Annotated in this window: 12 protein-coding genes; 6 read left to right on the forward strand and 6 right to left on the reverse strand. The window is 45.1% G+C overall.

Annotation, left to right across the window (positions count from 1 at the left end; all coding sequences use genetic code 11):
• Positions 1-14 precede the first annotated feature (14 nt).
• Positions 15-848 (forward strand): phytanoyl-CoA dioxygenase family protein, encoded by an 834-nt coding sequence (locus AAKU64_RS10120; RefSeq protein WP_354362083.1) that lies wholly within the window; start codon positions 15-17, stop codon positions 846-848.
• A 14-nt stretch (positions 849-862) separates the two neighbouring features.
• The gene (locus AAKU64_RS10125; protein ID WP_354334987.1) at positions 863-1687 is read left to right on the forward strand and encodes a phytanoyl-CoA dioxygenase family protein; all 825 of its coding nucleotides are present in this window, start codon (positions 863-865) and stop codon (positions 1685-1687) included.
• On the opposite strand, the gene AAKU64_RS10130 is transcribed toward AAKU64_RS10125, so the two are convergent.
• On the reverse strand, positions 1680-3335 hold the full coding sequence (locus AAKU64_RS10130; protein ID WP_354334989.1) for a GGDEF domain-containing protein: 1656 nt from the start codon (positions 3333-3335) through the stop codon (positions 1680-1682). The two genes, AAKU64_RS10125 and AAKU64_RS10130, sit on opposite strands and share 8 nt — an antisense overlap.
• Before the next feature lie 162 nt (positions 3336-3497).
• The gene (locus AAKU64_RS10135) at positions 3498-4145 is read right to left on the reverse strand and encodes a response regulator (RefSeq protein WP_354334991.1); all 648 of its coding nucleotides are present in this window, start codon (positions 4143-4145) and stop codon (positions 3498-3500) included.
• A gap of 122 nt (positions 4146-4267) precedes the next feature.
• Between AAKU64_RS10135 and greB the strand changes: the two genes are divergently transcribed.
• On the forward strand, positions 4268-4816 hold the full coding sequence (gene greB / locus AAKU64_RS10140) for a transcription elongation factor GreB (RefSeq protein WP_354334993.1): 549 nt from the start codon (positions 4268-4270) through the stop codon (positions 4814-4816).
• A 146-nt stretch (positions 4817-4962) separates the two neighbouring features.
• Here greB and AAKU64_RS10145 read toward each other — a convergent pair whose 3' ends face one another.
• From AAKU64_RS10145 to AAKU64_RS10160, 4 genes are all read right to left on the reverse strand, one after another.
• Entirely contained in the window at positions 4963-7287 is a 2325-nt protein-coding gene (locus AAKU64_RS10145; protein ID WP_354334995.1) for a RelA/SpoT family protein, read from the reverse strand.
• A gap of 51 nt (positions 7288-7338) precedes the next feature.
• Positions 7339-7542, reverse strand: a complete 204-nt coding sequence (rpoZ, locus tag AAKU64_RS10150) for a DNA-directed RNA polymerase subunit omega (RefSeq protein WP_322118235.1) — start codon at positions 7540-7542, stop codon at positions 7339-7341.
• A gap of 14 nt (positions 7543-7556) precedes the next feature.
• Positions 7557-8198, reverse strand: coding sequence for a guanylate kinase (gene gmk, locus AAKU64_RS10155; RefSeq protein WP_322118236.1), 642 nt, complete (start codon positions 8196-8198; stop codon positions 7557-7559).
• A gap of 137 nt (positions 8199-8335) precedes the next feature.
• Positions 8336-9235 (reverse strand): YicC/YloC family endoribonuclease, encoded by a 900-nt coding sequence (locus tag AAKU64_RS10160; RefSeq protein ID WP_354335016.1) that lies wholly within the window; start codon positions 9233-9235, stop codon positions 8336-8338.
• A gap of 421 nt (positions 9236-9656) precedes the next feature.
• On the opposite strand from AAKU64_RS10160, the gene AAKU64_RS10165 reads away from it, so the two are divergent.
• The 3 genes from AAKU64_RS10165 (at position 9657) to rph (ending at position 12539) form a co-directional block, all read left to right on the forward strand.
• Positions 9657-10670 carry a serine/threonine protein kinase gene (locus AAKU64_RS10165; RefSeq protein ID WP_354334997.1) on the forward strand — a complete coding sequence of 338 codons (1014 nt, stop codon included), beginning with the start codon at positions 9657-9659 and terminating at the stop codon, positions 10668-10670.
• 127 nt (positions 10671-10797) lie between these two features.
• The gene (locus AAKU64_RS10170) at positions 10798-11733 is read left to right on the forward strand and encodes a PP2C family protein-serine/threonine phosphatase (protein ID WP_354362084.1); all 936 of its coding nucleotides are present in this window, start codon (positions 10798-10800) and stop codon (positions 11731-11733) included.
• Positions 11734-11807: 74 nt separating this feature from the next.
• Complete coding sequence (gene rph / locus AAKU64_RS10175) at positions 11808-12539, forward strand: ribonuclease PH (RefSeq protein WP_322118239.1); 732 nt, start codon at positions 11808-11810, stop codon at positions 12537-12539.
• Positions 12540-12548 lie beyond the last annotated feature (9 nt).

Genomic DNA, 12548 nt, shown 5'->3' on the forward strand with positions numbered 1-12548 from the left:
CAGATCGGATATCTATGGACTCTTCACCTTCTAGTACACAGTTATCACAATACCTTAACGATGGTTACTTGATTGCTTCCGATCTCATTCCGGTTGATGACGTACTGGCGGTCAGAAATTCTTTGATTAAGACATTTCAAGATCAAACTGGTGAAGTAACTAAGGGTTTTTCTAATCAGTTATTGTATTCGTTGATGCAAAAATTATTTGATCACGATATTCATCAATACAAAAAAGTCGTTGGTGCTTTATGGCGGAAGTTGGATGTGAATCAACTGACGCATCATCCCAAAGTAATTCAATTTCTCAGAAAAGAATTTGGATGGAATGATTTTTTTATTCCTGGTGGGCAGGTCGTGCTGATCATGTCACATCAGCTGAAAATACCCGGCGGATATTTTGGACTAGCACCGCATCAAGATTTTCCTTCTGTCCAAGGAAGCCTTGATGGCGTCGTTGTTTGGATACCTTTAGTCGAGGTCGATGAGCATAATTTCCCTTTAGAGATCATTCCAGGTAGCCATAAAAATGGCATTTTGCCCTTCACTCAAGATGCAAGCAGTTCTTGGGTCATTCGTGATGACCAATATGCGGAGAGCGACTTTATACAAGTGAAAGCGAAGCCCGGTGATGTCGTCTTCATGTCCTTATTCACACTACACCGAAGTTCACTTATAGGCGACGATAATAGCTATCGTCTGGCTTTATCTTCGCGTATTGATAATGCAGGTGAGCCTACGTTTATTGAGCGTGGATATCCTTCGGCTTATATGCGTAGCGTCCACAGAGATCCGATGCAAGCTGGTTTCCCGACAATTGATCAAATTCAGAATGTTTTTAAATTATAAGAATGGATCTAAAAATGTCTTCAATGATTGCAAGCGACTATATTGAGCAAGTCCGAAAAGATGGATATGTATTAATAAAAAGAGCGATAGATCCATCCATTGCACAAAATTTATTAGACTTCGCCACATCTTTTGAATATTCAGATGTTGAAAGGGATGCTTTACTCAAAAATCAACAGCGATTGAATGGCTACGGTAATAATATTTTTAATATCGCACTCAAGCGCCCGGATATTCTGCCTCTATTCATTCGTGGTGTTCAGGGCGAGATTATGAAAGGATTGCTTAATGATCGCTACTATTCGAGCATTCCTGCTGATTTGCCTAATTACATTATGCGTGCGATGTTATTGCGCAGCTCCTTAGGTGCAATGCCATACCATATTGATTCATTTATTCCCTATCAAGGAGATCACACTTCGGTCGTGCAATCGGCGATATTTTTGAATAACTCCACCATGGAAAATGGTTGTACCTTGCTAGTTCCAAGATCGCATTTGACGGGAGAATACGCCCCTCAAGGCGACAACCCGGATGCAATCGCATTGGAGGCAGAAATGGGCGACATTGCTATATGGGATAGCAGAATTTGGCATGCCACTTTAGAAAATACTGCTAAAACAGACCGGTGGGCATTGATAGGAACATTTGCTCGCTGGTATATTAAACAGGCTTTCGATTATCCGCGTGCCATTTCAAATCAAATGTACGAATCTTTGGCCGTAGACGAAAAAATTGTGTACGGATATTGCTCGTACACACCATTAAATGAATTTGAAAAAACGGAATTAAAAACAGGGATCGATAACATCAAAAGACCTCCAAATTCATTTAAGTAGCTTTTACCACCCGATTCTTTCCTGTTTTCTTAGCTTCATACATTGCTTTGTCCGCTCGCTTTACGACGGAATCTTGCGGTTCTTTAGGCGCACGTAATGCAACTCCGGCACTAAATGTGATGAATAATCGTTGTTCATTGGCAGTGAAAAAATGTGTGGTCAATTCTCGTTGTACTCTGGTCATCGCCAAGGCAGCCTCATCAAGACTTGTTTCTGGCATAACGATTAAAAATTCTTCTCCGCCGTAACGCGCAATTACATCAATCGATCGTAACGTTTGTTTTACGATACGTACCAGATGTACCAGAGCGTCATCGCCAGCCGAGTGACCGTAGGTGTCATTTAATTTTTTGAAGTTGTCCAGATCAAGCATGGCGGCGCAAAGCGGGGTGCCGCGACGATCCGCACGATCTGCTTCCCGTTCAAATACATCGTCTAGTCCACGGCGATTTAAGCTACCGGTTAATTGATCCTCCCGCACAAGCTCGCTCATGTGGGCGAGCTTGTCCTCTAATTCTTTGATGCGGGTTTCCGCTTCTTTGACTTCTTTTTGGGCGCCCAACATCATTTCATGCGACCGCATTGTTTCTGACTGGACAGTACGCGTTTCGTTGAGAATGGCACCGATCAATTGATTGACTTCATTGGGGTTGCTAGTGCTACTCAACTGGTGGGAGTAGCCATCCATCTTGCTATGATAGGTCTCAGTACTCACAGCCATTACACTTAAGCGATCGATGAAAGTCGCCATCATATTTTTGACGGATGTTTTTGACTCGTCAATACTATGTTTGAGTACGCCTTGCTTATAAATCACATCTTTTAAGCTGCGCGTCGCTTCTTCCAGTGCACGATGGTCTATTGGACCCGCGATCAAGTTCCTTACGACTTCGATCTGTCCACGCAACCAATTATCTTCATCTAGTAGCTCATGCACGTTATCTAGTAACAATCCAAAGAGCCGAAGTAAGAGTTCTTGCTGTTCTCCGGTATCACCACTTTTTAATTCAATTTGGAAGCATAGTTGTTTCAGGCGAGAAGCTATTATATTGAGTGCCGGTTCGTTATCCGCGTCACGTACTGCAACACCAATTGACTCTGACTCTGCAGCTAATTGTGGCGTTGATTTGAGTACAGAAGCTAATGCCAGTGCGAGCGTGCGGTATAGCAAATCTTGCAAAATTCGTTGACGTCCATCTTCTAAGGGTAAGTCATCAACTAGAGAGATTTTGTTAGTCGCCGGTGGCACAATTGGATCAACCAGGCTAATGGAATTAGCTGGTTTTGCCAGTGTTTTTTCTGCTAATTGGGACAAGCCTTTGCTGTAATCCTCCCAATCTCCGGTTTTAATTGCACGGCTAAAGCGGTGTCCAAAATTAACCAGATCGCCCTGAGATTGTTGCAGGCTTTGTGCGAAGCTCAGTAGCAAGGTTTCTGCCGCAGATGGTTCTGGTGTTTTCTCTTCGGTGGGCTGGACTGTAGCGGGTTTCTCAATTTCTACAGGATCTGTAACACCCGAAATTTCTTGGTACAGTTTTTTATAAGCATCCGGTGTTGGGGCAATTCTTTGAATCGCTAAACGTTTAAATGTTTCTCGGGCGATGTCTGTCGGGCTCTTGAATTGCGGATTATTTTGATTATTTGACATGATGCTTCCACGCTTGATGCTTTAGGTAAGAGGGAATGTCCTTGCGTAAAGATTTTATTCTAATTCTGATGTAAATCTATTCTTTTACAATTGAATTTTATGTAAGCAATTCATGTGGCTAGCTTACTCGGTTCAATTGGTAAATTGATCGATTTCATCAGCTTACTCAACCAACTGATTTTTAATCGCGTAGTGAGTCAATTCAGCGTTATGGCGTAGTTTCATTTTAAGTAATATTCTTGCGCGATACTCGCTAATAGTTTTTACCGATAGTGATAGTTCCCGTGCGATATCGCTGACGTTTTTACCGGAGGCGATCATGGTCATGGTCTGGAATTCACGGTCGGATAAAGTCTTGTGCAGCTCACCTTCGTACTCTTGATTTAAATTATTCGCCATTTCTTGCGCTAGCTCTGGGCTAATATATTTGAGTCCCGACGCTAGCTGTCGTATCGCCCGCAGAATTTCATCTGCGCTGGCTTGCTTATTTAAATAGCCGGAAGCGCCGGACTTGTGGGCGCGCACCGCATATTGATCTTCGCGGTGGATAGAAAACATCAAAATGGATACTTGAGGAGATTCTTTTTTGATTTGTTTCAGGACTTCAATGCCATTTTTATCTGGCAGAGAAATATCTAACAACATAATGTCGTACTCAAGCTGTCGTGACAGTTTAATGGCATCAAATCCGTTTTCTGCCTCGCCAACGACGACGATATCTTCGGTGCTACCAATAATTTGCTTTAGACCTTCTCGTATGACTGCATGATCGTCGACGATGATAAGTTTAATTGCGGTGGTATCTGTCATGCATGGACCTTGTAGGGCTAGTTCTAAACGAAGAGGGTGTGTTCATCTCTATTCTATAAGGCTTAGTGTTGCTGTGGTAGTTAGAGCAGAAGAATTTTACCTAAGTCCGTTACAATAGAAAGATGAATAAAGCATTTGTAAAAGAAACTGAGCAAGACGATGATCAGGAGTTTGGCATGCCTGAAATACCTGCTGGCGTAAAAAATTATATGACACCAGACGGACATCAAAAAATGAAGGCAGAGTTTTTGCACCTCATGGATGTAGAACGACCTGAGGTAGTGAATATTGTCCATTGGGCTGCATCGAACGGCGACCGGTCTGAAAACGGAGACTATATTTATGGTAAGCGTCGGTTACGTGAAATTGATAGACGCATACGGTTTTTAACCAAGCGTTTAGATTTGGCAGAGGTCGTTGATCCCAGAGTGCATCATGGCTTGGATCAAGTATTTTTTGGTGCCACCGTCACCTACGAAAATCAACATGGCGATGAGCTTACAATTACTATCGTTGGCGTTGATGAGTTTGATCCGCTGGCGGGGAGAATTAGTTGGGTATCGCCAGTTGCACGGGCATTAACCAAGTTCAAAACAGGTGATACCGTTACATTGCGGACACCTGCTGGTGTGGACGAGTTAACGATTACCGACGTGCAGTATCCGGAGTAATTGAATCCAGAGAATTTCTGTAAGTTCTGCTAAATTTTTATAAGATCGTTGCTTGGTAGTTGGTATCAAGCTCAGAACGAGCGGTAGGAAGTGTCGAGAGCTTGCGCAATATGGTCGCTACGTTAGTCGCGCAATTGGCTATGTACTTAACCGCGCTCTCGCCATATTTTGGTAACGCCAGCCAGATGCTTAATATTGCGCATCATGCGAGCCAGGTGGATGCGATCTTCTATTTGTATCGTGAAATGGATATTGGTCATATCGTTGGCTTGACCATCTTCTATGCTGACATGGCTGATGTTGGCATCGCATTCACCAATTTCAGCTGCAATTTTTGCCAGCGCACCGCGTTCGTTATTCACCATGACTACAATGCGGCTGTCAAAGCGACGGTTTAATTCATCTCCCCAACTGACATCAATCCAACGATCTGGTTCTTTGACTTGCATGCGTTTGGCATTTTCACAGTCGTCTGTGTGAACAATCAATCCTTGATCGCGCTTGAGCTGTCCGATAATGCCGTCACCCGGAATCGGCATACAACATGGCGCCAGTTGTACTGAAATACCTTCACTGCCATAAATGATGACAGGATCGCGTTTGCCGGATTTTTCTCCAGCCAGTTCTTGAAATGGAATCGATGACGAATCGTCTTCTACCAAATCTAATATATGACGCGCTACCAGCGCTGCCATACGTTTGCCTATGCCAATATCGGTATATATTTCATCCAGAGTTTTGGCCGTGGATTCATTGAGTAATTTTTCAATTAAGCTGGAAGGCAACACTGGATTGAGGTGAACATCCAGTAGTGCTTGCGACAGCAATTGTTTACCTAGTTCAGTGGACTCATTGAGGTTGATGGTACGTAGATAATGACGTATTGCGGATCGTGCTTTACCTGTCCGCACATAGGTTAGCCAGTTCGGTGTTGGACGAGAGTTTGGCGAAGTAATAATTTCAACGATATCGCCGTTTTTTAACTCAGATCGTAACGGCACTGGTTCATGATTTATGCGTGTAGCGATTGCCTGATCACCAATATCTGTATGGATGTTATACGCAAAATCTAGTGCTGTCGCACCTCGCGGCAGCGCAATAATTTTTGATTTTGGTGTGAAGACGTAGACCGAATCAGGAAACAAGTCGATCTTCACATGTTCTAAAAATTCTGCCGAATCACCGGTTTGTTTTTGAATATCCAGCAACGATTGCAACCATGCATGTGTACGCTGTTGCAGATCCGTCAGACTGCCTTCTTCATTTTTATACAGCCAATGTGCAGCCACTCCAGATTCTGCAACGTGGTGCATATCTTGAGTACGGATTTGGAATTCCACCGGCGTACCGTATGGGCCGATCAAGGTCGTATGAAGCGACTGATAGCCATTCGTTTTGGGAATGGCGATGTAGTCTTTAAACTTGCCTGGCATGGGCTTGTACAGCGCGTGCAAGGTCCCCAGCGCAAAATAGCTATTCGGGAAATTATCCACAACAATACGAAAACCATATACATCCAGCACTTGAGAAAAACTCAGGTGCTTGTCGTGCATTTTGCGATAAATACCATACAGCGTTTTTTCGCGGCCATATACCTGCGCATTTAAGCCACCGTCTTTAAGCGCTGTTTTGACTGCTTCCATAATCTTGTTGACGACTTCGCGTCGGTTACCGCGCGCTGCTTTTACTGCTTTTGATAAAGTGCGGTAGCGCATCGGGTAGAGATGCGCAAACGCTAAATCTTGTAGTTCACGATAAATATTATTCAAACCCAAACGATGTGCGATTGGCACATATACTTCCATCGTTTCGCCTGAAATTCTGCGCTGCTTTTCTGGCCGCATCGCACCTAGCGTGCGCATATTGTGCAAGCGATCGGCAAGCTTAACCAAGATCACGCGTACGTCGCGCGCCATCGCCAACAACATTTTGCGGAAGTTTTCTGCCTGCGCTTCTATCTGACTCTGGAATTCAATTTTTTCCAGTTTGGATAAGCCATCGACCAAGGAGGCCACCGGGGCGCCAAAGCGCTCTATCAGTTCTTCTTTTTTTACATCCTGATCTTCCATCACATCATGTAGCAGCGCAGCCATGATCGCCTGTACATCCAACTTCCATTCGGCGCAAATCTCCGCTACCGCAATGGGATGTGAGATATAGGGTTCACCAGATTTTCTGATTTGCCCAAGATGCATCTCATCGGAAAAGCGATACGCTTCTTTGACCAATTTAAGATCAGCAGGCGATAGATATTCTGCAAGACGATTGGTTAAGTCAGTGATGGATGCGACGCCAGTAACAGGTGCGCGTGGTGCAGGTGTTTCTGCTATGGAGGATGAGGCAGGAGCGATATTTTTTTTGGAAGAACTTGCAGAGGGTGTTGCAGATGAACTTGTGGATACAGCCCGTCGTGAGATTACTTTCTCAGCAGCGGAGGCGGGGAGCGAAGAATTAGTTTCAGTAAGATTCATTCTGTCAGGTTCCCGGCTCCAGGCCGCTTCATGGTGTCGTTCTGTACAGAATTAACCAGGTACTTTTTTCAACATTTCGATACCGATTTTGCCTTCAGCGATTTCACGCAAAGCGATTACGGTTGGTTTGTCTTTGGAGTCTACTTTTGGAGTATGACCTTGCAACAGTTGGCGCGCGCGATAAGTCGCACAGAGCGTCAGTTGAAAACGGTTAGGGATATTTTTCAGTGAGTCTTCAATTGTAATACGTGCCATCTTTTTTCCTTCTATTATGAATTGGCATGAATGCCCAATTGGGCAAACAGCGCTGCATTGCGGGTTGCTTGCTGTGCAAAGCGACAGCGAGTCGCTTTAACAACGGCATTTAATTCTGCTAATGCCGTTGCAAACTCTTGATTAATAATAACATATTCGAACTCAGGCGCGTGCGCCATTTCGCCGCCGGCAGCTAGAATTCGTCTGGTAATGATATGTGGTTCGTCCTGTCCCCGTTTTTTTAGCCGCTCTTCCAGTGCAGGAATCGATGGCGGGAGGATAAAAATCCTTACCGCGTCAGGGAATTGCCGTTTAACTTGTTGTGTTCCTTGCCAGTCAATTTCTAGCAAAATATCGGTGCCAGCTTGCATTTGACGCTCGATCATAATCCGGGAGGTGCCATAGTAATTTCCATGTACTTCGGCGGACTCTAGAAATTCTCCCTGTGCTTTGCGCTTTAGAAAGTCTTCTGCCGAGGTGAAATGGTATTCCCGTCCGTCTTGTTCACCCGGGCGTGGTGGGCGAGTTGTGTAAGAAATCGAGAGCTTAATTGCTGGCTCTTGTGCCAGCAAGGCATTTACCAAGGTTGATTTACCAGCACCGGATGGTGCTGCAACCATAAACAGGCTACCTGATGTTGTGGTGGATGTTTGCATAATGGCTCACTGGATTTACTTAATAAAAAATTAAAATTATGGGGGTATATCGTAAAATCGACCTTAATCCCCAGTAATCATATGGACATAAAAATATACGGGTAGCAGTATATGTAAATAGTAAAATTCATTAAAATTCACTCAAGGTTCTGAACTTGCTCACGCATTTGCTCTATCAGTAATTTTAATTCCATTGAGGCATCGGCCAGTTCTTTGAGGGCCGCTTTTGATCCCAGCGTATTTGCCTCTCGGTTTAACTCTTGCATCATAAAGTCCAGACGTTTGCCGACTTGTCCGCCTTTTTTCAAAATATGTCTGGTTTCTGTCAGGTGAGCAGATAAGCGAGCCAGTTCTTCTGCGACATCAATACGGATGCCATATAGCGTTACCTCTTGGCGAACGCGATCCAGCGCTTCTTCCCGGGTGATGCTTTGGTTGCTGGCGTTACCCACGTGCTGGCCCAAACCTAGCGCTTCTTCCATGCGACTTGTGGCTTTTTGTTGGAATTGCTGAACAACTTGCGGCACCAACGGGGTGATTCGCAGCACAATTGCCTCCATCGCCTCAATCCTGTCGGTAAGCACCAATGCCAGCGCTGCGCCTTCACGCTCACGGCTAGTAATAAAGGCATCCAGCGTGGAGCTGATTCCGCTAGTAATCACGGATTGCAAAGCCTCCGCATTAATTTCTGCTTCTTCAATCACGCCGGGCCAGCGCAGTAACTCATTGCTGGTCAGCGGTGCCGCATTGGGAAATTGTTGAAGGATGCTCGCCTGGAACTGAGCTATTTGCGATAAAACGTCTGCATTCAAGGCTTTGGCATTACCGCTACTGGTTTTTTTGCCAAAACTGAAGCGGCATTCCACTTTTCCTCTGCTTAATTTGCGGGAAATCGCTTCGCGGAAGATTGGTTCTACCGAGCGGAAATCATCGTTAATCCGAAATTGTAAATCTAAAAAACGCGAGTTGACGCTCTTGATTTCGATAGTAATCGTGCCTGCATCGGTTTCTTGGGTGCTGGCGGCGTAGCCTGTCATGCTATAAATACTCACGTTATTTCCTTGGTATGCTGTATGTTTCTGGACGGACATCTAATTTTATTATAAAGCTTACGCCAAACCTGGATGGCGCCGTTTGCTTGCCTTGTTCGAGATTCGGGCTATTTTTGCTACTGCATGTTAAGGACACAATTTTGTATAAGTGTTAATGATTTAGAGTTTGCAGTTTTTTGATACTGATAATCAAAGCTACTGCGCCACCGGCGAAATAGAAGGAAGGCTAGCAACAGGCGATCTGTCCGATGTTGACTCGAGCTCTATTTAAGCTCACTAATTAAGCTAATTAATTGGCGAACTAAGAAGCAACTAATGCAGCAATCAGCGGATTTGCTTTCTCGATATCCTTTACAAAATCACCAAACATCAACACAATCCCTCATATAAATGGATATAGGACGATATGGCCGCACAAAATAACGCACCCTTGCCGGACGGGCTGGAGATTGCTGGATACCGCATTGTAAAGAAAATTGCCTCTGGCGGGTTCAGTATTGTTTATCTGGCGTCTGATGAAGACGGTAATGCCGTCGCTATCAAGGAATATTTACCTAGCTCTTTAGCTTTGCGACAGCAAGGTGAGTTAGTGCCTTCCATTTCATCAGAAAATCTGCCGATTTATCGCATTGGTCTCAAATGCTTTTTTGAAGAAGGCCGGGCACTGGCGCGTATCGCACATCCTAATGTGGTCAGCGTGATCAATTTTTTCCGTGCGAACGAGACGGTGTATATGGTGATGGCCTATGAATCAGGCCGATCATTGCAAGAACATATTTTGCGCCGGCGCGACAAAGGCGAAAAGCCCTTGGTGTCGGAGCGTTTTATTCGTCGCATGTTTAATCTGGTGATGAACGGCTTGCGAGAGGTGCACACCAATAAATTGTTGCATCTGGATTTGAAGCCAGCCAATATTTATTTACGTTTGGATGGGACACCAATTTTGTTGGATTTTGGTGCGGCGCGCCAAACTTTAAAAACAGACTTGCCTAAGCTATACCCGATGTATACGCCAGGTTTTGCCGCACCGGAGTTGTACTCTAAAAATGGTAATCTGGGTCCGTGGACGGATATTTATAGCATCGGCGCATCTATTTTTGCCTGTATGGTTGGCGCACCGCCACAACCTTCAGATCAGCGTAAAAATGGCGACAAGATGGAGAACCATTACCGTAAGCTGGATGGTTTGTATTCGCCAGAATTGATCGAGGTAGTGCGTTGGTGTCTGAAAATGGATCCGCTGGAGCGTCCGCAAAGCGTGTTCGCTCTGCAAAAAGCTTTGCAACTTCAAAAGCAACCGCAAAAAGAATTAAGCATAGTAGAAAAAATTAAGCTCAAAGTAACGACCTTACTCAATACAGTTAAAAATAGAAAAAATGAGAACGACGATACAACGATACAAGACCATACCTTAAATTAAGTGCAGTTTTTTATCGATGTAATTCATCCTCTTTGCTATGCAATATATAAACTAGTTTGATCGGAGGGTAGTCAATACTCTTCATGGTTACTCACCCTAAACAATAGTAATTACCACTACACATCTCATGCGTTTCTCTGTTTATCAAGAAAGTCATATCGGCGGTCGCAAAGTCAATCAGGATCGCATGGGATATAGTTTTACCCGCGATGTCATCCTGTTGCTGCTGGCAGACGGCATGGGCGGTCATATCATGGGCGAGATGGCGGCAACGATTGCCATGCAAACAATAGGCAATTTGTTCCAGCAAAATGCCCATCCGATGATAGGACGGCCAGAGCGGTTTTTGGAGGACAGTTTTTTCGCTGCACACCAAGAAATACATCGGTATCGGGAGATGCACAATCTGCCTGAAACACCACGCACAACCATCGTTGCCTGTCTGATCCAAAATGGCTACGCCTACTGGGCGCATTGCGGCGATTCGCGCTTGTACTGGATGCGCCAAGGGCAAATTTTATTGCGTACCAAGGATCATTCACGGCTGGAGACATTGATCGCACAAGGCAAGGTTGATCCGTCAGAACGCCATACTCATCCTGATCGTAATAAACTATTTAATTGCTTAGGTGCGCCAAATGCGCCGATTGTGGAGCTATCGCGCAGAGCAACTTTGCAAGCTGGTGACCTGCTGTTTTTGTGTTCAGATGGTTTATGGTCGGTACTGCCAGATCATATGCTGGCGCAACGCCTGAATGACCATACTATCGTGCGCGCTGTACCGGAATTGATTCGGTCTGCCGTCGATATCGCTGGCAAACAAAGCGATAATGTCACTGCGTTAGCAATGATGTGGGAGGGCGATGATAAGCTTGAAGATTCCTCGATTATCTCTACCAATACTTTACCCATAGGATCAATTACAACGACGATACAGGCGCCCCCACCCGGCGATGCAGACAATGCCGAGGCCGACGCGTTTAACGAGGTAGAAATAGAAAAGGCGATTGCAGAAATTCGCAACGCAATTCATAAATCGTCTCGCGTGACAACCAAGCCCTGATGGAATTTGTCGCTAACTTGGCCTAAGTCCTCGTTATAAATTTTCTTAAATTTCACTCATTTTTATTTACTACTATGCCTCAATCAAATCGTCCTAGCGGACGCTCGGCCAATGCCCTGCGTCCTGTTGTCATTAATCGTCACTTCACCAAACATGCCGAAGGTTCGGTATTGATTGAGTTTGGAGATACGCGTGTGATTTGCACCGCCAGTATTGAAGATAAAGTGCCCGGTTTTTTAAAAGGTAAAGGGCAGGGCTGGATGACTGCTGAATATGGCATGCTGCCGCGTTCAACACATACCCGCATGGATCGTGAAGCCGCCAAAGGCAAGCAATCCGGCCGCACCCAAGAGATACAGCGTTTGATTGGTCGGTCCTTACGCGCAGCGTTTGATCTGGAGGCCTTTGGGGAGCGCACCTTGCATATCGATTGCGATGTAATTCAAGCGGATGGCGGTACACGTACTGCTGCGATCACCGGCGCAATGGTTGCGGCGTATGATGCTTTTTCAAAACTGGTGGAGCGCGGTGCGATTGCCGCCGTGCCGGTCAAACATTTTGTGGCAGCGATTTCTGTCGGTGTGTATCAAGGGATGCCCGTGTTAGACCTGGACTACCCCGAGGACTCTTCTTGCGATACTGATATGAATGTCGTCATGACAGACCAAGGTCAGTTTGTTGAAGTGCAAGGCACGGCTGAAGGTGTGGCATTTGATCGCGCTACCATGGATTGTTTGCTCGATTTAGCGCATGAAGGTATTACGGATTTAATCGCATTGCAGAAACAGGTCTTAGGCTTGTTGTAGTCAGCGGAG

Source organism: Undibacterium sp. GrIS 1.8, assembly GCF_040544445.1.
Classification (GTDB): domain Bacteria; phylum Pseudomonadota; class Gammaproteobacteria; order Burkholderiales; family Burkholderiaceae_D; genus Undibacterium.

Coding starts and splice junctions, on each gene's coding strand:
- AAKU64_RS10120 (WP_354362083.1), top strand. CDS start 15: ATGGACTCTTCACCTTCTAGTACACAGTTATCACAATACCTTAACGAT.
- AAKU64_RS10125 (WP_354334987.1), top strand. CDS start 863: ATGTCTTCAATGATTGCAAGCGACTATATTGAGCAAGTCCGAAAAGAT.
- AAKU64_RS10130 (WP_354334989.1), bottom strand. CDS start 3,335: ATGTCAAATAATCAAAATAATCCGCAATTCAAGAGCCCGACAGACATC.
- AAKU64_RS10135 (WP_354334991.1), bottom strand. CDS start 4,145: ATGACAGATACCACCGCAATTAAACTTATCATCGTCGACGATCATGCA.
- greB (WP_354334993.1), top strand. CDS start 4,268: ATGAATAAAGCATTTGTAAAAGAAACTGAGCAAGACGATGATCAGGAG.
- AAKU64_RS10145 (WP_354334995.1), bottom strand. CDS start 7,287: ATGAATCTTACTGAAACTAATTCTTCGCTCCCCGCCTCCGCTGCTGAG.
- rpoZ (WP_322118235.1), bottom strand. CDS start 7,542: ATGGCACGTATTACAATTGAAGACTCACTGAAAAATATCCCTAACCGT.
- gmk (WP_322118236.1), bottom strand. CDS start 8,198: ATGCAAACATCCACCACAACATCAGGTAGCCTGTTTATGGTTGCAGCA.
- AAKU64_RS10160 (WP_354335016.1), bottom strand. CDS start 9,235: ATGACAGGCTACGCCGCCAGCACCCAAGAAACCGATGCAGGCACGATT.
- AAKU64_RS10165 (WP_354334997.1), top strand. CDS start 9,657: ATGGCCGCACAAAATAACGCACCCTTGCCGGACGGGCTGGAGATTGCT.
- AAKU64_RS10170 (WP_354362084.1), top strand. CDS start 10,798: ATGCGTTTCTCTGTTTATCAAGAAAGTCATATCGGCGGTCGCAAAGTC.
- rph (WP_322118239.1), top strand. CDS start 11,808: ATGCCTCAATCAAATCGTCCTAGCGGACGCTCGGCCAATGCCCTGCGT.